The sequence below is a fragment of the Collinsella sp. AM15-2 genome (assembly GCF_003471985.1).
GTDB lineage: Bacteria > Actinomycetota > Coriobacteriia > Coriobacteriales > Coriobacteriaceae > Collinsella.
Window position 1 is genome coordinate 79,399 of the sequence record NZ_QRKO01000007.1, and the last position, 22,819, is coordinate 102,217.

The 22,819-nt window shown below is 60.6% G+C and carries 13 protein-coding genes; all 13 read right to left on the reverse strand.

The window, feature by feature from the left end:
• Positions 1–216: 216 nt before the first annotated feature.
• Complete coding sequence (locus tag DW171_RS04805; RefSeq protein ID WP_158571017.1) at positions 217–6,597, reverse strand: discoidin domain-containing protein; 6,381 nt, start codon at positions 6,595–6,597, stop codon at positions 217–219.
• Between the two features lie 944 nt (positions 6,598–7,541).
• Positions 7,542–10,856: a carbamoyl-phosphate synthase large subunit gene (carB, locus tag DW171_RS04810; protein WP_118270588.1), complete on the reverse strand. Its 3,315-nt coding sequence runs from the start codon at positions 10,854–10,856 to the stop codon at positions 7,542–7,544.
• Position 10,857: 1 nt separating this feature from the next.
• On the reverse strand, positions 10,858–12,297 hold the full coding sequence (gene carA / locus DW171_RS04815) for a glutamine-hydrolyzing carbamoyl-phosphate synthase small subunit (protein WP_118065898.1): 1,440 nt from the start codon (positions 12,295–12,297) through the stop codon (positions 10,858–10,860).
• A gap of 208 nt (positions 12,298–12,505) precedes the next feature.
• Positions 12,506–13,471 carry a hypothetical protein gene (locus DW171_RS04820; RefSeq protein WP_117564028.1) on the reverse strand — a complete coding sequence of 322 codons (966 nt, stop codon included), beginning with the start codon at positions 13,469–13,471 and terminating at the stop codon, positions 12,506–12,508.
• A 19-nt stretch (positions 13,472–13,490) separates the two neighbouring features.
• Positions 13,491–15,263, reverse strand: coding sequence for an ABC transporter ATP-binding protein (locus tag DW171_RS04825; protein ID WP_118270589.1), 1,773 nt, complete (start codon positions 15,261–15,263; stop codon positions 13,491–13,493).
• Between the two features lie 247 nt (positions 15,264–15,510).
• Positions 15,511–16,206 (reverse strand): NUDIX domain-containing protein, encoded by a 696-nt coding sequence (locus DW171_RS04830; protein WP_187361800.1) that lies wholly within the window; start codon positions 16,204–16,206, stop codon positions 15,511–15,513.
• A 21-nt stretch (positions 16,207–16,227) separates the two neighbouring features.
• Positions 16,228–17,532: a phosphoribosylamine--glycine ligase gene (gene purD / locus DW171_RS04835; protein WP_118270590.1), complete on the reverse strand. Its 1,305-nt coding sequence runs from the start codon at positions 17,530–17,532 to the stop codon at positions 16,228–16,230.
• 118 nt (positions 17,533–17,650) lie between these two features.
• Positions 17,651–18,937 carry an adenylosuccinate synthase gene (locus DW171_RS04840; RefSeq protein WP_118270591.1) on the reverse strand — a complete coding sequence of 429 codons (1,287 nt, stop codon included), beginning with the start codon at positions 18,935–18,937 and terminating at the stop codon, positions 17,651–17,653.
• Positions 18,938–19,030: 93 nt separating this feature from the next.
• Positions 19,031–20,428, reverse strand: a complete 1,398-nt coding sequence (gene dnaB / locus DW171_RS04845; RefSeq protein WP_117778659.1) for a replicative DNA helicase — start codon at positions 20,426–20,428, stop codon at positions 19,031–19,033.
• 218 nt (positions 20,429–20,646) lie between these two features.
• Positions 20,647–21,186, reverse strand: coding sequence for a 50S ribosomal protein L9 (gene rplI / locus DW171_RS04850; protein WP_022094073.1), 540 nt, complete (start codon positions 21,184–21,186; stop codon positions 20,647–20,649).
• A 15-nt stretch (positions 21,187–21,201) separates the two neighbouring features.
• Entirely contained in the window at positions 21,202–21,468 is a 267-nt protein-coding gene (gene rpsR / locus DW171_RS04855; protein ID WP_006235829.1) for a 30S ribosomal protein S18, read from the reverse strand.
• Between the two features lie 72 nt (positions 21,469–21,540).
• Positions 21,541–21,993: a single-stranded DNA-binding protein gene (locus tag DW171_RS04860; protein WP_006235830.1), complete on the reverse strand. Its 453-nt coding sequence runs from the start codon at positions 21,991–21,993 to the stop codon at positions 21,541–21,543.
• Between the two features lie 48 nt (positions 21,994–22,041).
• The gene (gene rpsF / locus DW171_RS04865) at positions 22,042–22,335 is read right to left on the reverse strand and encodes a 30S ribosomal protein S6 (RefSeq protein WP_006235831.1); all 294 of its coding nucleotides are present in this window, start codon (positions 22,333–22,335) and stop codon (positions 22,042–22,044) included.
• Positions 22,336–22,819: the final 484 nt, after the last annotated feature.

Sequence of the window (22,819 nt, forward strand, 5' to 3'; positions counted from 1 at the left end):
AACATAGACCTCCTGTTGAGAGCGGTGACGCAGCGAATCCGCGACCCTTAACTGCAAATAATTCAAGTATAGCCACCGATGCCGATGTGTTCGGTGAGAGACGGAATGCTTTGCGAGATTAAGGCCGAAGGGTCGGAGCTTTCCGCCTACATTCAAAAAGCATGCCCACCGTCCTTGGGTGGGACGGCGGGCACGCTTGCTTAGCTGTTGCTGGGGCTACTTGGCCTTGCTGCGACGATGGAAGAAAGCGCCGATCGCGGCGATGATGGCGCCGAGACCACCGACGGTCACGACGGTCGCCGCCGTCTGGTCGCCGGTATTGGGGATCGCCGAACCGTTCTTCTTGCTGCCCTGGGCCTTGTCGCCTGCGGGCTTGCCCGCCTGGTTGCCGCCGTTCGAGCCATTGCCGGAACCCTGGTTGCCCGAGCCGCCCTGGTTGCCGGAGTCGGCATCCCTGAGGCTCTCAATGGCCAGCTTGAGCTGGTCATAGGCCGCCTGGAGCTGGGTGTCGGAAGCATTCTCATCACCCAAGATGTCCTCGGCGTAGGTAATGGCATCCGTCAGGGCCTTGACAGACTCGTCCGTCTTGCCCCTGGTGTCAGTCTCCTTCGCCTGCTTGACCAGGGCCTTGAGCTGCTTCTTAGTCGGATTCTCGACCGGGACCACCGGGGTCTTCTCGAGCGCGCCGCGGGCGCTCTCGAGCGCCCTGAGCGCCTGGTCGACCTCGTCCTGCGTGGCGTCCTCATCGCTCAAGATGGCGCGGGCGCTCGCCAGGGCGTTCTCGAGCGCCGTCCAGGAGGCCTCGGTGTAGTCACCGGCCTTGAGGTCGCCGGCAGCAACCTCGGCATCAACCTTTTCGATCGCGGTAGCGAGATCATCCTTCGCCACCGGATCGGGGACGGCCGTACCGTAGAACTTGAGCTCCGCCATGCTGCAGTAGGCATCAACGTCGCCACCGCCGGCGTGAATCACCTTGACGGTCACGTAGCGACCGCGCGCGGCGCCAAAGCTCATCTGCTTCCAGTCGCCACGGTCGGTGAGCACGCGGCCGTCGTTGTCGAAGGCGAACGTACCCATCGACGCGGCGGTGCCCATCTCATAACCGTCGGCAGTGTCGGAGACCAGTATCTCGGCCTCGAAGATATCGCCGTTAGTGCCGCCGTCCTGGCGCGGCAGGAATGTAACGTCGGTGAGATCGTAGTCGCGGCCCAGGTCGACACTCAGATACTGGGGCATACCGGTCCCATGGGCCCAGTCGCTGTGCCAAAGCGTCCGCTCGTCGCCGTCGAGAGCGTTGACGGCGTTGCTGCCCTCGTAGTCGGCCTCACTCGAGAAGCCGGCCACCTTGACGTTCTTGCGGTTCTCGGGCGTGTTGATGAGAATCTTCTCATCAACAGGGCGCATCTTGAGGCCGTCGATTGCCTTCTCGATCTTGGCTGTGGCGTCTGCGACATCCTTCTTGCTATAGCTGCCCTGGCCGCTGTCGAGGAGCTTCTGAGCCGCCTCGACCGCAGTGGTGAGAGCTGCATAGGAATCCTTGGTGTAGACGGACTCGCTGTAGCCCGCGGCCTTGGAAAGCGCTGCTACGAGCGCAGAGGTATCGACACCAGCCTTGACCTCGACCTCATAGGATGCGGTCTTGGAGGGGTCGAGTACCGACGCCACCGTGATCTTTGCCTTGCCGGCCTTGTTGGCACGCAGGTAGTAGCTCACGCTATCGCCAGCCTGAACAGCGGAGACGCTTACCACAGAGGGGTCGGAGCTCTCGACCGTCACATAGGGGTAGCCAGCGCTCTCAGGCGTAGCCTTGGCGTCGACGGGCGTAATGTCGCCTTCAAAGAACTCGGTCTGGTTCTTGCCTAGCTCGACACCCTCGATGGCCTCGACACCCTGCGTGTAGTTGAAGTTGACCTCACGCAGTGTGAGCATCTGGTCACCCGATGCCTCAAGCGGCGTGACCTCGACCTTGGTCGCCTTCTTGCCCTTGTTCTCGGCAGAGAGGTCAAAGGCGTAGCGAGCCAGGAAGGAATCGTACTCCCCGCCCGCGAACTCTTGGGTCGAGCCATCCTCGAACGTCACGACAGCCTTGATCTTCTGCACGGTTCCGTTGCCACCGTTGCGGTTAACGACCTCGACACTATCGAGTTTCGACGGCGTCTTAAATGCGAATGTCATCGTGGTGGGAAGCTTCACGTAACTCGGAAGCTTACCCTCGCTGTCCCAGTTGCCGCTCCAGTTCCATAGGAACTCAAAGCCGTTGTCGCCCTCGTTATTATCGAACAGCGCGTTATAGCTCTTCTGCTGGATAAGTTTCTCGACGTTGGTCCCGTCGTCGGTCGTGAGCTCATCGTTGGTCATCGTGATGTTGAAGGCGTCCTGACCGTACTCGGCGACCGTTGGCTGAGGAACATCCGGCATCGTCACCGTGCCGTCGCTCGCAAACTCAAGTGCGTCGCATGCCGGACCGATGAGCCAAGATGTCGAGGGCAGTTCGACCTTGCCGGCGGTCTTGGCCTTGAGCTTGAAACTCGCCACCGCGCCGGTACCGTTGTAGAGCTTGCCATCGCCGCGGTTGGCAAAGGCGAGATTGATAGTCTGCGTTCTGTCCGCGAACTGGACCTTCTCGCGAGACAGGTTCTCCATGCCGGCAGTCGAGCCGTCCTGCGCGATGCTCTCGGACACAAACTCGAACTGGTCGCTCTTGAAGTTGACGAGAGCGCCCAGGGCGTTGACGTTCTTGGCGTCGGCCGCATAGACATCAACGGTGATCTCATCACCGGCCTCGACCTCGGTCTTGCTCGGAATCACCGCGAGCGAACCTGCGACCTTTCCCTTTTGTTTAGTGCCGCCGTCAAGACCCGCCATGGTGAACGAGTAATCGTAGACGTCGTAAACGCCGTTATCGTTGAGGTCGGCGAAGTGGTCGCGGATCTGCGAACCGAACGTCGGGGTATCGGGCTCGCGATTCTCGAGGCCCAGATAGTTCTTCATGTTGGAGTAGTCTCCGTCGGAGATCGTGGCCTTGTTGAGGTTGGAGCCCACGGCGAAGCCATCCGTGCCGTCGGTCTTGTAGATGGCAATCTCGGACGCGGAGAAGAAATTACCGACCGAGGCGAGCGGTGTCATGCGCACGTAACGGGCGGCCACGGTGCCGTCAAACGCTACCGTCTTACAATCAGCGGAACGTGCCCAATCGACCTCCTGGCTCGTCCAGTGGACGCCATCGAGACTCGTCTCAACACGCATCTTGGTCACAGTGCCGTTGCCGGCGTCATCGCGCGGATAGTACTCGAGCTTATCGAGCTTGTAAGCGCGTCCATAGTCAACGGTAAGCGCCTTGCCCAGATCGTTGCCACCGGAGTGGAAACCGCCGTCGCCCGACTGGAACTCATGGTCGAAGGCGAGCTCGGCCTTATGGCTGCCGTAAAGTGAGCCCTCCCAGGTGATTTGCTCGGCGTCGGGGACGTTCCGCCACGGATCGAGTGCGGAGTTCGCCTCGAGCACATCGCTCCAGGCGGAGTAGCCCTCGGCGTTGCGCGAACGAATCTGGTAGGTGTGCTTGCTATTGTAGGCGAGGTCGGTGTGCGTGAACTCGGCCGCATCACCCACGGCGAACACGGTGCCGTCGACCTTAAGGTCGTAGGAGGTAGCACCATCGACCTTTCCCCAGGTGAGCTTGATGCTCGTTGGGGTCGTGACGTCCTCGGGGGCAGCAAGGTTCGTGGGTGCGGAGAGGCTCTCGTTGAGGCGATCGGCTGTGAGCGTGGCGTCGGCGTTCACGAAACCGCCCAGCTCGAGCGTCTGCGCCGCCGCAGCAACATCGGTCTTCGCGAACTTGACGTAGACCTTGGGGTTCGTGGTGATCTTGGTGTTGTTAAAGCTCTCGCCCCGCTCGGCCTCGGTGCCGTCCACATCGCTGCCGTAGTGGTTGAGGTTAGGGGTCTCGCTGTAGAAGTAGACCGCCTGGCCGGCCTCGGGGGTCGCGGTGTCAAAGGTCTCCTGCGAGTCGACCTCAACCACGTTGAGCGCGGATCCGCCGTTCTTGGCGACGACGCTCATGGGCTTGGCGGACACGTTGGCCACGAAGGTCGTGGTGCGATTGGAGTCGTAGCCGTTGTAGCCACCCTGCGAGGCTTCGGCGGTAAAGGTCGCGGTGCCGCCTGCGGCCTTGGATCTGTAGACGGTGCTCACATGCTCACCGTAGGAGATATTGTCGATCGTACCGTAGGAATCGTCCTCAGTCGTGTTGTTCTCGATGGAGGAGCCGTCGTCCTCGTACTGCGTAAAGGTGCCGTCGCCCTCGGTGGCGAAGAACTCGACGATACGCTGGCTGCGGTCGGTACCCTTGGTGTTGGTGTCGCTCACGGCCTCGGGGTTGTTGTTCTCGGCGTACATCGGCACGATAGCGTTGGCCTTCACAAACAGCGGCAGCTTCCAAAGCGGAGCCTCGTAGTTGTTGAGAACCTGGCCGCCGCGATACTGCTTACCCGAGAAGTAATCGATCCAGATGGTGGGATTCTCGTCGGTGCCGTAGTTGGGGAGGTAAATCCCATTGCGAATGTCGTTGCCGTTCTCGTCTGCCTGGGTATCCTGATACACCGGTGCCACTAGGAAGTTCTCACCGAACATATACTGGTACTGCGTCGAGGTGCTTGCGGCGTACTCGGAGTTATCGGAAAGCAGCATGGCGCGGATCATGGGCAGGCCGGCATCGCCGTTACCCGTGTCGATGTTGGCCGCCGAGGCCGCGCTCGTGTAGATATAGGGCATGAGCTGCGCCTTGAGCTTGAGGTAGAAGCGCGAGATGCCTGTGTAGGGATCGCCGTGCGTCATGGGCGATTTACGGTAGGTGCCCCAACCGTCCATGTCGAGCATAGAGGGCGTGAACGTCTTCCACTGGTAGTCACGCGCAGAGATGATGGGGTCGCCGCCAAAAATGCCATCCATGTCGGAGCCGATGTTGGGGTTGCCCGAAAGACTCTGACCGATATACGTGGGGATATGGAAGCGAATGTACTCCCAGTTACCGCCATACTGGTCGCCGGTCCAAATGCCACCAAAGCGCTGCGTGCCGGCCCAACCATCGAGCGTGATGATGTTGGGGCGCTTGTTAGCGCCGGTCGTCACCGTGTCATAAGCTGTCTTGATGCCATTAAGACCAAAGGAGTAGCCAGATCCAACCCAGGCAACGTCGGTCTTAAGGGTAGTGATGCCTCCCGTCTTGACCTCGGCGTCGAAGTCGCGAAGCAGATGCCACGGGGTCTCAGGGTTGCTGTCGGGCTCAAGGTTGGACTGGGTCCACAAGCCCGTGCTCACACCCTTTGAGTTGGCATACTCGGTGAACTTCTTAAGGTTGTCGACGTTGGCACGCACAGCGTTAAGACGGTCGGCCGAGCTCGCTCCGTCGGAGTTGACGCCGCCGGTCTTGTAGTAACCGTTCTGGCCATAGCCGGCGCCGTAGCCGTCGTTCGGCAGGAACCAGCCGAGCGGCATGTCGCTGTCCTCGTAGTCATCGATAACCTGCCGAGCAGAGAACTGGCGGTCGAAATCGGTCGCTTTCATGTTCTCGGTATCAACCGTAGGGCCCTCACCGTTGAGCGTCTCGGCCGCAAGTGTGCCGTCGAGCTTGTAGCCCGTCGACATGCCAGACTCGTACTTAACGTCGCCCTTCTCGCTCGAGGACTTGCTGCCCTTGGTCTCCCACTTCTTTTGACCCGAGGTCGTTGACCAGCCATCACGGTTATAGGCATTAAGATGACCAAGGTAGAACCCGTACTCGGGCAGCAGTACCGGGTTACCGGTCACCTTGTAGTAGTCCTGCAGCATCTCAGTTGCCACGTTCGAAGCTCCCTCGTTGGTCGCCACGAAGTAGTAGGCATCAAACTCATTCTCGCTGTGCAAAGTCGTGACCGTCGATGAGTCCGTGGAACCGAAGTCGTAGGAACCCTCTGCAAACGTGTTTCGGAGCACGCCGTAGCCGTCACTCGTCCAATAAAACGGGTTGGGCGAGGCAACGCCGCCATCGGTCCAGTTGTTCGTGTTGGAGATGGCGATGGTCTGGTTGGTGTGCAGGAAGCGTCCGTTCTGGGTGCCGCCGCCAAAGAAGTTCTCGGACTTCTCCTTGGCGAGCGTCTGGACGGTACCCTTCTTATCAAGGTCGAGGGACGCGGACTCGGAAACCACGACACGGTCGCCTGACTTGATACTCATCTTGCCAGTCGCCTTGTCCAGGATCACGGTCGCCTTTCCGCCGGTGATCTCGATAGTGTCGCCCTTGTCGGCAACCGTCGCACTCGGCTTGCTGTAGGTGTCCGAGGTATCGGGCTGAGCCTGGATCTTAGCCGTGTGGGACTTACTGCGCGGCGTGGCGTACTCGGAAAACTCACCCTTGGGGTCGACGTTATAACGGAAAATACCGTCCTCGAGGAACGTAATACGGCCCTTGATGCCGTCAGCGAAATCGATGTCGACGACATTCGAGGCAGACTGGGACACGGTCGCCGAGTCGACGCCCTTGAGTGGCGTGGCAATCGCCTGCTGGGGATTGGCAAACACGAGCGTCGCTGCAGTGGCAACGAGGACCGCGCTTCCCTTCACCCACCGTTTCGTAAAAATGGAATTCCTACACACCTGGACTCCTTTCCTCCGACATGCGGAAGCGTCGCGGACGCACGCCCTGCAGCATGGGCGAACGCATCAAACGGGGGGGTGTTCGGTACATTCCGTGCAGTGGGCCCACCCGTTACCAAGGGGTCAACTGGTAGTAACCAGATATCCACCTATTAGGTCGAATCAGCATACGGGAGCAGTTGCGCAACCAAGTTCGGAATTCTCCCAGTGGTATTAAAATGAGCGTCAATGGCAGGGTGGGCTAAATAAGCCATACCAATTGGTTCTTCAGTCAAATACCAATTAAGCAAAAATGTACTGTTTATCTGGTATTACACAGACCGTACCTCTCCCTCGGGAGCTGGGCTTCGCGAAGTTTCCCGAGAGAAAGGCTCAGCCGCCACCCTGCGACCTACCGGATATTGCCATGACGTACGTTGACTGATTTGGTTTGGATAAAAAGGTTGACGGAGAGTGATGGGCGGTTAGTTCAGATACGTATAATTTGGCCGTGGCCTTGGGCACGAAATTGCCGCTTGGAAGCCGACGCGGACCCAGTATTGGGCCGTTCCCGGCTTGGCTGAGCATCTTGATCGATTCAGATTGCCAAAAGTAGGCCGAATGAGTCCAAATCGATCTTCTCCTACTCTCTAATAAATACGAATTTGAACTAACTGTCCAGAGGCGTCCTCGACTAACAGCAAAAAGGCCTCCATACAAAGAGTGGGCCCTGCCGCTCGAACGAACGGCAGGGCCCACTCTCATTTTCTATTTAGCCTTAGTCATCGCACAAAGCCCCTTCGGCAGCACACGGTGCACCCAAGTCACCGAAGGCCGGGGCGGAGGGGGCCGAGCTTCCCACTGAGCGACTCTGCTTGCAGCCGGAGCGAAGGGGGAACTCGGCCCCCTCCGCCCCGGCCGGACAGGTCACACTACACCGTGTGCTGCGGCAGGTCCTGAAGGGCGATGACGTCCATTCCCATGTCGTTGGCGCTGCCGTGACCCTGCTGGTCCTCGCGCACCGCCTCGATGGCACTCACGTACGTGTTGGCGGCAGACATCGCGGTCACGCAGGTCACGCCGCGTCGCACGGCCTCGGTACGTAGCAGATAGCCGTCGCCGCGCGAGCCCGGACCGTACGGCGTGTTGATGATCACCGCGATCTTGCCATCGGCGATGAGGTCGCCGATGTTGGGGCGCTCGCCGTCGTGCGGGCCGCTAATCTTCTCCACGATCTCGCACGTCACGTTGCCTCCACGCAGCACGCGCGCCGTACCCTCGGTGGAGCAGATGTCAAAGCCCAGGTAACGCAGGATACGCGCGACCGAAAGGATGTGGCGCTTGTCGCGGTCGCACACGCTGATGAATACCTTGCCGGCGCTCGGGTCGGGCAGCTTGTAGTCGATCGCCAGCTGCGTCTTGGCGTATGCCTCGGGATAGCTCTTGGCGATACCCATGACCTCGCCCGTCGACTTCATCTCGGGCCCCAGGATAACGTCGGCGCCCGGGAAACGACCCCAGGGCATGACGGCTTCCTTCATGCAGAACCAATCGAGCTGACGCTCGTCGCTCGGCAGGCCCAAGCTCGCGATGGAATCGCCCGCCATGATACGTGCGGCACACTTGGCCAGCGGCACACCGGTGGCCTTGGAGATAAACGGCACGGTACGGCTTGCGCGCGGGTTGGCCTCGATCACGTAAACGGTCTCGCCCTTAATGGCGTACTGCACGTTGACCAGGCCGCGCACGCCCAGCGCCATCGCGATGCGGCGCGTGGTCTCGCGAAGCTTTGCCTGCAGGCTCTCGCTAAAGCTAAACGGCGGAATGCAGGTCGCGGAGTCGCCGGAGTGGATACCAGCTTCCTCGATATGCTCCAGGATACCGCCGATGTAGACCTCCTCGCCGTCGCACAGGGCGTCGACGTCCGACTCGATTGCACCCTCCAGGAAGCGGTCCAGATACACCGGGTAGTCGGGGCTAATGCGCGCGGCCTCGGCCATGTAATCGCGCAGATGCTCGGCATCGTAGGCGATCATCATGCCGCGGCCGCCCAGCACGTAGCTCGGACGCACCAGCAGCGGGTAGCCGATGTGCGCGGCCACGGCCTCGGCCTCCTCAAACGAGGTTGCCTGGCCCGCCGGCGGATACATAATGCCCAGCTTGTCGAGCAGGGCGGCAAAGCGCTCGCGGTCCTCGGCAAAGTCGATGGCGTCGGGCTTAGTACCCATGATGTTCACGCCGCTCTCCTCGAGCATGCGCGCCAGCTTAAGCGGGGTCTGGCCACCGAGCGTCACCACGACGCCGTCGGGACGCTCAACGTCAATGACGTCCATGACGTCCTCGTAGGTGAGCGGCTCAAAATACAGGCGGTCGGACGTGTCGTAGTCGGTCGAAACGGTCTCGGGATTGCAGTTGACCATGATGGTCTCAAAGCCGCGGGCCGCCAGCGCGTAGCTCGCGTGCACGCAGCAGTAATCGAACTCGATACCCTGGCCAATGCGGTTGGGGCCGGCGCCCAGGATCATCGCCTTGGGCTTGCCCGCCGGCGTGGTCTCGTCGGGAGCCACGCACTTCTTGGCATCCGGGCTTGTGCGGTAGATGTTCTCGTACGTCTTGTAGTGGTACTCCGTGGCGCTCGAGAACTCCGCAGCGCAGGTATCGACCGTCTTCATGCTGGGGACCACGCCCAAGCCCTTGCGGTAGGCGCGCACAAAGCGCTCGTCCGAGCCGGTCAGCGCGGCGATCTCGGCGTCGCTCGTGCCATACTGCTTGAGCAGGCGCATCGCGTCGGCGTCGATATCCTCCACACGCAGGCCGCGGATGCTTTCCTGGACCTGCACCATGTCGTTGATGCGGTTGAGGTACCACGGATCGATACCGCAGATGGCATGGATGCGGGCGATGTCCCAGCCACGACGTAGGGCCTCGACCACAAAGAAGATGCGGTGCTCAGTCGGGGTGCCCACGGCCTGGGCGAGTTCATCATCGCTCAGTTTGTCAGCGCCCTCCTTGCCACCGGCGCAGATGCCCTGATGCCCGTCCTCCAGCGAACGCATGGCCTTGCCGAAGGCCTCCTCAAAGGTGCGGCCGATCGCCATAATCTCGCCCACGGCCTTCATGCGCGTGGTGAGCGTGGGGTCGGTACCCTTGAACTTCTCGAAGGCAAAGCGCGGCACCTTGACCACGCAGTAGTCAATCGTGGGCTCAAAGCAGGCGGGCGTTGCCTTGGTGATGTCGTTGACGATTTCGTCGAGCGTATAGCCAACGGCCAGGCGCGCGGCGGCCTTGGCGATGGGGAAACCCGTGGCCTTGGAGGCCAGTGCGGACGAGCGGCTCACGCGCGGGTTCATCTCGATGACGATCAGGCGGCCGGTGTTGGGGTTCACGGCAAACTGCACGTTGGAGCCACCGGTCTCGACGCCGATCTTCTCAAGAATGGCGAGCGAGGCCACGCGCATGCGCTGATACTCAAGGTCGGAGAGCGTCTGCGCCGGCGCCACGGTGATGGAGTCGCCGGTATGCACGCCCATGGGGTCGAGGTTCTCGATGGAGCACACGATGATGCCGTTGCCGGCGTGGTCACGCATGACCTCCATCTCGTACTCTTTCCAGCCCTCGATGGACTCCTCGACCAGCACCTCGTGGGCAGGCGAGAGCTCCAGGCCCTGGCTCACGATGGAGACGAGCTCCTCGTGAGTGTGAGCGATGCCGCCGCCGGCGCCGCCGAGGGTAAAGCTCGGGCGCAGTACGCAGGGATAGCCCACGCGCTCGGCGATAGCCTCGGCGTCGGCCACGCTGTAGGCATAGCCCGAGCGCGCGACCTCCAGACCAATCTCGGCCATGGCCTCGTTAAAGAGCTTGCGGTCCTCGCCGCGCTCGATAGCGGCAAGGTCGCAGCCGATCATCTCGACGCCATACTTGTCGAGCGTGCCGTCCTTTGCCAGCTCGACGGCGGCGTTCAGACCGGTCTGGCCGCCCAGCGTGGGCAGCAGCGCGTCCGGGTGCTCTTTCTTGATTACGCGCTCGATAAATTCGGCGGTGATGGGCTCGACATAGGTGCGGTCGGCAAGACCCGGGTCGGTCATGATGGTCGCCGGGTTGGAGTTGACCAGGATGACCTCAAAGCCATCCTCCTTGAGCACCTTGCAGGCCTGGGCGCCGGAGTAGTCGAACTCGCAGGCCTGGCCAATAACGATGGGGCCCGAACCAATAACGAGGATGCGCTTGATGTCGGTACGTTTCGGCATGTTAGTTCTCCTCGGTCGCAGCGTTCTCGGACTCGGCGAAATTCCAGCCGGCGAGGCGGTCCTTCGCGGTGTCGATGTCCAGGTAGTTCTCCTCGCCGTCCATGAGTCGCGTAAAGGCGGTAAAGAGATAGTGGGCATCGGTGGGGCCAGGCGAAGCCTCGGGGTGGTACTGGACCGAGAAACACGGGGCGTCGAGCAGCTGGATGCCCTCGGCGGTGCCGTCGTTGAGGTTCACATGTGTCAGGCGAATGCGACCAAAGCGCTCGTTCATCACGACCGGCGCGATGCCGCGACGCACCCAGGCGCGCAGGTCACCGTCGGCCGCATGCTCGGTTTCGCCGCCGGAAAGCTCCGGAATCAGTTTGCCCAGACTGGGGAACAGCAGGCCAAAGCCGTGGTTTTGCGCGGTGATCTCCACGCGACGGCTCACCAGATTCATAACCGGCTGGTTACCGCCACGGTGACCGAATTTAAGCTTTTCCATTTGGGCGCCGCAGGCCAGGCTGATCATCTGGTGACCGAGGCAAATGCCAAAGACCGGCACCTTGCCGATCAGCTGCTGTACCTGCTCATAGGTCTCCACCACGGCATCGGGGTCGCCGGGGCCGTTGGACAAAAAGACGCCATCGGGATTCATGTCGAGCACCTGCTGGGCGGGCGTATCCCACGGCACGACGGTGAGATCGCAGCCGGCACGGACCAGGCCCTCCAGAATACCGCGCTTCACACCGCAGTCGTAGGCGACCACTTTGTGACGGGCAGGAGCGGCAGCCGCAAGCGCAAAGTCATGCGTGGCAGGCAGGTCGGCGGCCACAAACTCGTGAGGCGCGGGGCAACTTACGGTCTTGACCAGGTTCTCGCCTACCAGCGTGGGCGCAGCGGACAAGCGCTCGGCAAGCTCGTCGACGTCGAAGATCTCGGTCGAGATAATGCCCATCTTGGAACCATTGTCGCGCAGATGGCGCACCAGAGCGCGGGTGTCGATACCCTCGATAGCGACGATGCCGTGAGCGCGCAGGTACTCCGGCACACTGACGGCCGAGCGCCAGTTAGAAGGCGTGGCGCACATATCGCGAACGATCATGCCGCGCATAGCCGGAGCGCTCGCAGGGCGCACGGCGTCGCCGGGGAAGGCCGACTGGACATCGGTCTCGTCGATACCGTAATTGCCGATCTGCGGATAGGTCATGGTTACAATTTGGCCGGCATAACTCGGGTCGGTCATGACCTCAAAGTAGCCCTCGAGCGAGGTGTTGAAGCAGACTTCGCCGGTCGCGGTGCCCTCGGCGCCGCATGCACGTCCATAAAAAATGGTCCCATCCTCAAGATACAGGATACAGGGACCGCAGGTGCCCTTGCTGGTTTTGGCCAGCATACGCTGGCAAAGCTCGCTGGGCGCGAAGGTGCGGGCGGCAGCGCCCGCGGTATGGTTGTTCGCCATAATTCTCCTTCCCGGTCTCACAGGACCGGCTTAAAGGTGTGTAGTTAGGCCTCGCGGTATTGTAACCGCAAGCATGCCTCATGGCGTTAATTTCATCGAAATGTTTACGAAATGATAATTATGACTTTCTATGCATAATGATTATTTAATCCCCGTCCCAGAAAAATTATCCCGCGTGGGCTTGTGGCTCACGCGGGATAATGGCCTCTTACTTTTGCTTGTCCTGTTCCAGCAGATCGGACGGTGAGCGATCGGGCTTGCCGCCGCGGAAAATCTCGCGGCCATGCAGACGATGCTCCAGGTCACGTTCGGCCTTTTCCTCGTCAATCTTGGTCTGGCTCACCACCGGGTCCTCGATCAGCGACGAAACCGAGTTCACCTGTTTTTGAATGCGCTCGGCAATGGTGTCGTCCATGCTTACGATGCGCATCTTCCAGTCGATACTCGTGGCGTTGGATGAGCTCTTGGTCCACACAAACGTCAAAATGGCGCTCTGATGACCCCGCGCGGGAAACATGCCAAAGAAGGAATCGTGCTGAATGTTGCTATCCTCGTCGATATAGGCGTGAACGTTATACACCACGCGGTCGATCTTATCGTTGAGCAGCGCGTTGGTCGCAAGCGCAGCGGCCTGAATCTGCCCGTTGGACAGCAGCTCGAGCTCGTTGGCAGACGATGTGTCCAACACCGTCACCTCGACCGTGCCCGTACGCTCATCAGCTTCATCGACGGTAAAGTCGAGCGGGAACTGCGTAAAGCCGTTGCCCCACTCAAGGCCGCCCTTCAGCGCCGTCGAAACGGTATCCACCGAAACGCTCTCGGACAGGTTGGCGGTGTTCAGGCGTCGCATCACGCCGTAGCCAATCTGCATGCCCACAATCAGCACCAAGATGCCAATGACCACGGCCATGGCAGTCTTCGTAATGGTATGGCTCACCTGCGAGCCCGAAGGATCGTCCTCGGACAGCGGGTCGATATGTTTTGCCTGGCTCGCGCGGTCCTCGCTGCGCAGCTGCGCTAGCGCCGCTTTGTCACCGCGCTTGGCCGCAGCCTCCTTCTCACGCATGCGCTCGGTTCGCTTTTTGGCAAGCGTGGGATCCAAGACACCGGATGCATCGATTTCGGAGAATAACTCCGTCACTTCTTCCGGAGTCAAAGGGTTCTTGTCAGCCATAAACTTCCTGTCATATCAATCAGTCGAGCTCGTGCGCACGCGCACCTTCGAACTGCATTCGATAGTAACGGGCATAGGTGCCGCCACGGGCGAGAAGCTCCTCGTGCGTGCCACGCTCCACAACGCGACCATGCTCAACGGTCGCAATCTCATCGGCATGCTTAATAGTCGAAAGACGATGGGCGATGATAATCGTGGTGCGGCCGCGTGCCAGCTCTTCGAGTGACTCCTGCACCGCCTCCTCGCTCTCGTTATCCAAAGCACTCGTCGCCTCGTCCAAAATCAGGATCTTGGGGTTCTTGAGAAACACACGCGCAATGGCAACGCGCTGCTTTTGGCCGCCCGAAAGACGGCTGCCGCGCTCGCCCACGACCGTGTCATAGCCCTGTGGAAGCGACTCGATAAAGGCATCGATGTTGGCGCGACGGGCGGCCTCGGCGATCTCTCCTGCCGTAGCGCCCGGCTTGCCGTAGGCGATGTTCTCGCCAATCGTGCCGTCAAACAGATAGACATCCTGCTGCACCAGGCCGATGGCGCGACGCAGGCTCTGCTGCGTCACATCGCGCACGTCCTGGCCGTCGATGCTAATGGATCCGGCAGCCACGTCATAAAAGCGCGGCAGCAGCGAACAGGTCGTGGACTTGCCGCCGCCCGAAGGGCCAACCAAAGCGATGGTCTGCCCAGGCTTGATGGACAGATTCATATGGTCGATAACGGGACGCTCTTCGGCATCGCCCTCGCCCAGCTCAACGTCCTCGTAGTTAAAGCACACGTCGTGATACTCCACGGCGCCGGCAGTCACCTGCAGATCCGTAGCGCCCGGCTTGTCCTGGATATCCGGCGCGGTCGAGAGCACCTCGTCCATGCGCTTAAAGCCGGCGATGGCCTTCTGATACGTTTCGGCCGAATTGACGAGTGTCTCGAGCGGCGTGCAGAACAGCGAAATATAGAGTGCAAAGGTCGCCATATCGACCGCCTGCAGCTGTCCCTGGGCGACCAGCCAGCCGCCCAGCAGCACCACGATCACATAGAGCACACCCGAGAGCAGGCCATACGTCGCGGTATAGACGCCCATGGCGTGATACATGTTCTCCTTGGACGAAAGATAGCGATTGTTGGAGGCGCGGAACTTGAAGCGTTCGGTCTCCTCATTGGCAAAACTCTTGACCACGCGCATGCCCGCCAGCGAATCCTGCAGCTGCGCATTGATGCCGCTGATCTTTTTGCGGTTGTCGCTAAAGACCTCGCGCATGCGCATGTTCTGCCAAAACATGATGACCGCAAACGCCGCCGTCACCACGGCCATGGCGAGCGCCAGCACCGGGGCGATGGTAAAGAGGATCACAAACGAGCCGATAATCTCGATGCCGCAGATGATGATCCACTCGGGCACGTGGTGCGCCGCCTCGCAGATATCGAACAGGTCGTTGACCACGCGGCTCATCATGTCGCCCGAGCTGTTGCGGTCAAAGTACGCAAAGCTAAAGCGCTCATACTGGTCAAACAGGTCCTCGCGCATCTTGGACTCCATACGCGCGCCCATCACGTGACCCCAATAGCTCACAAAATAGCGGCAGGCGCAGCGGGCGGCATACATCAGCACCAAGCCCACCGCAATCATGCCGAGCGCCTGCATAATGACAGCCTGACCCTGAGTAAAGAGCCCACCGGTCAAATTGCGCAGGATAATGGGGAACGCCAGGTCAATGGCGGCAAGCACCAGAGCACAAACAGTATCGGCAACAAAAAGCCCCATCTGGGGCTCGTAATACGAGAGAAACCTTTTAAACATGCAATCCTCGAAGAGAAATAAATAGCGTGAGAAATCCGGTTGAACCGGTCAGGCTGAAAACAAAGCGTCCCAACAAGCATAACGCCGATGTTCTGGCAGCGTCAGCGAAAACGTCCCTAAGCGAGCAAGGTGCCTTGAAAGAGGAGCGACGCGTACTTCGGTACGCGAGCGACGATTGAAAGGCAGATTGCCGCTTAGGGGCGTTTGCAGCGTCGACTCGTTACGCGGTTTGGTAAAACCGCGTAACCTAGAGCTCCGCACCCCCAAGGCGATGCGCGATGCTATCACAGGCCAAGGCGCCCACGACGGTCTTGGCGTCTTCGATCTTGCCGTCGAGCACGGCGTCGATCAGCTCGTGCAGCGGCACCAGGTCAACGTTGACAAACTCGTCATCGTCGGGGCTGGGCGCATCAAACTCCAGCTTGGTAGCCAAGTAGATGTGAATGATCTCGTCGCAAAAACCGCAGGACGTGACAATCGACGTCAAAAAGCGAATGCGACCGGCCCTAAAGCCCGTCTCCTCGTGTAGCTCGCGCTTAGCGCAATCGAGTGGGTCCTCGCCCGGGTCGAGCTTGCCGGCGGGAATCTCGACCGTCACGCGGTCGATGGCGGTGCGGTACTGACGCACCAGTACGATCTTGCCGCTCTCGGTCAGCGCCACAACGGCCGCCGCACCCGGATGGCGAACGATATCGCGGGCACTGCGGCGACCGTTGGGCAGCTCAACCTCAAGACGGTGGACGTCGAGGATCTTGCCCTTCCAGGCGCACTCCTCCGAAAGAATCTTCTCGTGCAGCTCGGCATCGTGCGGGTCGTCGTCGCCCAGCACCAGCGCCGGCTCGTCAGCGACCTCGCCACCAGGTTCGCCCTCGGCGTGCCCATACATGCGGCTGTCCTCCTCGACGATCTGTGCGTCCACGAGCTCTTCGTTCTTCTCGTCCATCCGTCTCATTCCTCTCGGATTTTAGGCATCCCAGGCGTCGCGGCCGCGCAGCGCACGCAGGCCGATGTCGTGGCGCAGGGTCTTACCCTCAAAATCAATCTTCTCGCAGGCCTCGTAGGCAAGGTTGCGAGCGTTCTCGAACGTGTCGCCCAGAGCGGTCACGGCAAGCACGCGGCCACCATTGGTCACGAGCTGGCCGTCCACCACGGCAGTGCCCGCGTGGTACACGGTCACGTTCTCCATGGCCTCGGCATCGGCAATACCGGTGATGACTTTGCCCTTCTCGTAGCTGCCGGGATAGCCCGCGCTCGTCAGGACAACGGCCACGGCCCACTCGTCGCGCCAGTCGAGCTCAATCTGATCAAGCTCGCAGTTGGCGCAGGCGAGCATAACCTCGACCAGGTCGTTCTTGAGGCGCGGCAGCACGACCTGCGTTTCGGGGTCGCCAAAGCGGGCATTGAACTCCAGCACCTTGGGGCCGGCGGGGGTAAGCATAAAGCCGCCGTACAGGCAGCCGCGGTAGTCGATGCCCTCGGCAGCAAGCTCGGCCACGGTCTGCTCCATGACCGCCACCATGGTGGCGTGCTCCTCGTCGGTCACGATGGGCACCGGGCTGTAAACGCCCATGCCGCCGGTGTTGGGGCCAAGGTCGCCCTCGAGCGCACGCTTGTGGTCCTGCGAGGTGGCCATGGGGCGCACGGTCTTACCGTCGGTAAAGGCCAGCAGCGAGCACTCGGGGCCAACCAGCATCTCCTCAATGACAACGGTGTTGCCGGCATCACCAAAGGTACCGCCAAAGCACTCGCGCACGGCCTCTTCGGCCTGCTCGAGCTCAGTCGCCACGATAACGCCCTTGCCTGCGGCCAGGCCGTCAGCCTTCACGACCAGCGGGGCACCCTGCTCGCGCACATAGGCAAGAGCCGAAGCCTCGTCAGTAAACGAGCCGTAGGCGGCCGTCGGAATGCCGGCACGCTCCATGAGCTGCTTGGAGAATAGCTTGGAGCCCTCCATCTGGGCACCCTCGGCACCCGGACCAAAGCAGGGAATACCCGCCGCGCGCACGGCGTCGGCCACGCCCGCCACGAGCGGAGCCTCGGGGCCAATCACCACGAGTCCGCATCCATGGCTCTGGGCAAACGCCGCCACGGCCGCAGGATCGCAATCGTCGAGAACCACGTTCTCGCCGCAGCCCGCGGTGCCGCCGTTACCCGGCGCAATGTAGAGCTTGCCGGCGCGCGGTGATGCTGCGAGCTTAGCTGCCAAAGCGTGCTCGCGGCCGCCGCTGCCCAACAACAGGATGTCGATGGTTTGAGTGTCCGCCTTCAAGGGTGCCTCCTCTATGGATGAATGGCTCGCTCCGCGCGAGCCTTTTGCAAGCAAATATACCCCTCGGCCGCCCGCTTGGGCTGCAAAGGGGTATATCGCAATAACCGAATAGTGCCGATTACTTCCAGAATCGGTTGATGATCTGCTCGCGATCGGCGCCGACGCCAATGAACGTCACGCGGGTGTGTGCCAGATCCTCGATAAACGCCACGTAGTCCTGAGCCTCCTGCGGCAGCTCGTCAAAGCTGCGGCAACCGGTGATATCGCACTTCCAGCCCGGGAGCTCCTCGTAGATGGGCTTGGCATGCTCAAAGCGCGCCTGATGCTCGGGCACGCTGGTGTAGCGCTCGCCATCGACGTCGTAGGCAACGCACACCTTGATGGTGTCGAAGGCCGAAAGCACGTCGAGCTTGGTCAGGGCGATATCGGTGAGGCCGTTGACACGCGAGGCGTAGTTGGCGATGGGGCCATCGAACCAACCGCAGCGACGGCGACGGCCGGTGGTCACGCCGTACTCATAGCCTTCCTCGGTCAGCGTGTGGCCGGCCTCGGACTCATAGGAAAGCTCGGTGGGCATGGGGCCCGAACCGACGCGGGTGATATAGGCCTTCATGACGCCCAGCACGCGGTCGACATTCTTCATACCGACGCCGGAGCCGGTGATGGCGCCGCCAGCGGTGCAGTTAGAAGACGTCACGTACGGATAGGTGCCGTGGTCGATGTCGAGCAGCGTCGCCTGGGCGCCCTCGAACAGCAGGTCCTTGCCCTCGTCGATCATGTTGTTGAGCAGCAGGCTCGTCTCGGTGATGTAGGGGCGCAGGCGCTCGGCCATGGGCAGGTACTCGTCGCAGATCTGGTCCACGGTGTAGGTGGGCAGATGGTAGATGAGCTCGAGCTCGGGATTCACGCGGGCAAGAGCGGTCTCCAGCTTGTCGCGGAACAGCGCCTCGTCCAGCATGTCCTGCATGCGCAGGCCGATGCGGGCCATCTTGTCCTGGTAGCACGGACCGATGCCGCGCTTGGTAGTACCGATATTCTTCTTGCCGAGCTTCTGCTCAAAAGCGCCATCCAGATCGATGTGGTACGGCATGATGATGTGCGCATTGCCACTGATCTTGAGGTTCTTGGTGGTGATGCCGTCGGCCTCGAACATGTCAATCTCCTCAAGGACAACCTTGGGGTTGACGACGCAGCCGTTACCGATCACCGACACATGGTCGGAATACATGATGCCGGAGGGCACCTGGTGCAGGCCGTACTTCTTGCCGTTGACGACGATGGTGTGGCCGGCGTTATTACCGCCCGAATAGCGCACGACGGCATCAAAGTCGCCGGCGACCAGGTCGCAGATCTTACCCTTGCCCTCATCGCCCCACTGGGCACCGACCAAAACGGTTGACGGCATGTTTACTCCTTACATTCATGGACTGTCTACGCGCCACGCCGGCACGCAGAAGCACAAAACATTCCCAGTATACCCGTGCAACGGGTGCCTGTCCTACTCCTCGGTATGCGCCCCATCAAGCTCATAGAACTTGGTGGATGCCGGCAGGAACATCAGGTCGACGTCACCGATCGGGCCCGAACGGTTCTTGGCCACGACGATACGCGTAACGCCCTCGTCGGGTCGATCGTCACGCGAAGCCTCGGCCTCATCGGCGGATCGGTCCAAGAACATGACGATATCGGCGTCCTGCTCGATGGAACCCGATTCACGCAGGTCGGACAGCTGCGGGCGCTTGCCGGTACGGGATTCAACCTGACGCGACAGCTGTGACAGCGCGATCAGTGGAATCTTGAGCTCCTTGGCCATAATCTTCAGACCACGCGACATCTCCGAGACCTCGACGGTACGGCTCTCGGAGCGACGTCCCGGCGGAGGACTCACCAGCTGCAGGTAGTCCAGGATGATGATAGCCTTCTCCTTGTTGTGGAGCATGCGGCGGCTCTTGGCGCGGATCTCGGTCACCGTGGTGCCGGGCGTATCGTCAATCAAAATATCGAGCTTGGACAAGGTCTGCGTGGCCTCGTTGATATTGGCCCACTGCTCGGGGCTAATGCGGCCCGTACGGAAGTCGCTGATCGAGATCATGGCGTAGGCGCAAATCAGGCGCTGGGCAATTTCCTTGCCCGACATCTCTAGCGAAAAGAAGCCGACGGTATAGCCCGCAGCGGCGGCATTCAGCGCCAGGTTCAGAGCGAATGACGTCTTACCCACGGCAGGGCGGGCGCCGATAATGATGAGCTGACCCTCGCGGAAACCCATAAGCATGCGGTCGAGTGACGGGAAGCCGGTGGGCACGCCCGCGGCCTGTCCACCGGCCTTACACACTTCCTCGGCCTCGTTATAGGCCTCGACCATAAACTCGGTCAGTGTCTTATAGCTCGACTTAACCTCGCGCGCCGTGACCTTGAGCAGCTTGCTCTCGGCCAGCTCCACGACCTCCTTGGTGTCGGTAGGGGCGTTATAGGCCAGCGCGTTGATCTCGTTGGTGGCACCGATCAGCTCGCGCAGCATCGAGTCACGACGGACGATGGCGGCATGGTGCTGCCAGTTGACGAGCGACAGGGTCTGACCCATCAGCTCCAAAATGTAGGCCTCGCCGCCCACGGCATCAAGCTTGTTGATGCTGCGCAGGTAATCGATCAGCGAGATGGAGTCGATGGGAATGCGGCTGTTGTACATATCGACCATCGCGGTGTAGATGGTCTTATGAATGGGCCGGTAGAAGTCATCGGGCTGCAGCTCGACCTGGGCCTCCTCGACCACCTCGGGCGATAGCAGCATAGCGGCCAGTACGTTGGCCTCTGCATCTTGGTTTTGAGGGAGACCCAACTTGGAGCCGCGGTCCTCAACCGTCAGCCCCGTCTCCCTATCGTCGTATGCCATGAGCATCCTCATTCATATCGCTTGCGAGCATCCATAGTATCAGCCACGGTCCCAAAACGGGCCACGCGCCGCCAATCATCACCGAACGAAACGGATGAACGGTCCCGTATATAGGACTTCGACGCAACGTTCACCATGACACTCACTCAGCGCAAAAAACAAAAGGGCGCCCTGGTTTCCCAGAGCGCCCTTCTTAGAACAAGATTGTTGCGTTGCAGCAAATGCTACTCGGCAGCAGCCTCAGTCTCGACCTCGGCGGTCTCGGCCTCGGCGACCTCAGCGGCCTCCTCGACCTCAGCCTCGGCAGCGAGCTCCTCGGCGGTAACGCCGACGAGAACGACAACCTCGGCCTTGATCTCGCGGTACAGCGAGATGGCAACGGTGTGGGCACCGGCAACCTTGATGGGCTTACCGAGCTCGACGCGCTTGCGGTCGATGTCCATACCGAGCTGAGCCTTGATGGCGTCAGCGATCATAGCGGCGGTAACGGAGCCAAAGAGGATGCCCTCGTCGCCGACCTTGACGTCAACGGTGACCGTCTTGCCCTCAAAGGCAGCCTTGGTCTCGTTGGCGGTAGCCAGACGGACGGCCTCGCGCTTGGCGATGTTGTTGCGACGCTCGTCAAGCTGCTTGAGGTTGCCCTTGGTGGCGGCAACAGCGAGCTTCTTGGGGAACAGGAAGTTCTCAGCGTAACCCTGAGCGACCTCTACGACGTCACCCTCGCCGCCCTTGCCCTTGATCTCATCGAGAAGAATAACCTTCATGATGCGTCTCCCTTCTTAGCCGCGGTCGCGGTTGCCACGAGAGGAAACCACGGGGACGGTGTACGGCAGGAGAGCCATCTCGCGGGCGCGCTTGATGGCGTTGGCGATGTCATGCTGATGCTGCGTGCAAGCGCCAGTGACGCGACGGGGCTTAATCTTGCCACGGTCGGTCATGTACTTACGGAGAAGCTGAGTGTCCTTATAGTCGATGAACTCAGTGTTCTCCTTGCAGAACTGGCAGTACTTACGACGCGGCTGACGTGCAGAAAAATCATTAGCCATGTCAAAATACCTTTCGTTTGGCAACTTCGGCGAACCGAAGCCGCCTCTCACTCAAAAATAGGTGAACAACCCTTAGAACGGGATGTCCTCATCGTAGACGTCGACCGCGGGCGGCGTAGCCACCGGTGCGGCAGGACGTGCTGCGGGCGCGGGAGCTGCGGGGGCGTAACCGCCCTGGTCGTAGCCACCCTGGCCACCACGGGAGCTCATAAACTCGATCTCATCGACGATGACCTCAAGCTTGCTCCGGCGCTGGCCGTCGCGCTCCCAAGAGCTGTAGCGCAGCTTGCCCTCGATCGCGACCTTGTTTCCCTTTGCCAGGAAACGGCTCACGGCCTCGGCGCGGGTGCCGAACATGGTGCAGTCGACAAAGTTGGGATAGTCCTCCCACTCGCCAGTCTGCGCGTTGCGGCGACGATCGTTCACGGCGACGCCAAAGGACAGAACCTGGGTTCCGCCGGCGGTGGCGCGCAGCTCGGGATCGCGGGTGAGGTTACCGGTGATGTTCACTCGATTGATGCTCATAACTCACTACTTCCTCTTGGGGCACAAGCCCAGTCCAAAACGACAGTCTTACTCCTGGTCGTCGCGACGGACGATCATGTGGCGGACCACAGCGTCGGTGATGCGCAGGACGCGATCAAGCTCGGCGATCTGGGTAGGATCTGCGTGGAAGTTGATGAGGGTGTAGTCACCATCGGTGAGGTCGTTGATCTCGTAGGCGAGCTTGCGCTTGCCCCACTCGTCAACGGAGTCGACCTTGCCAGCGCCCTCAGCGATCGTGGTATCGATACGCTTCATAACAGCGAGACGAGTCTCGGGGTCGAGCGACGGGTCAACAAAGAACAGCAGTTCATAAGCCTTCATATTGTCACCTCCTCTGGGCAAATGTGGCTTCAGGTCGTGAAGGTGCGCCTGAAGCAGGAAAAGACTTGGTAATAATATCTTTCAACCTCCTAGGCTGCAAGAATATGCAGCTACAACCTCATGACCTCCACATATGTCCATGCTCACACGGCACTTCATGCGCATTCCAACCAAATGCTGACCAAATGCTTGACGGATCTGTGTTCAAGATACGGTGCCGTGGGGACAAGCTGAGCCAAGCCGCAGGTCAGCGGGCACAAGGCTGTGGTCGCAAAATGCATACCAGTGGCCCACAGCACCACCCAAAGATTTTTAAATTCATTGCCAAGTCGCTTATGAATACCCTTTTTTGAACAATTGAGTTGATCAACCACGCTGGTCGGAAGCCGTTTTTTGGGACCTCAAGCCCCACTGCAGCGCCAAGCACGGCCAAGCGTTGGTTGATTTCCGATCTCAGCCGAACACATTGAGCGGATAGGCCATT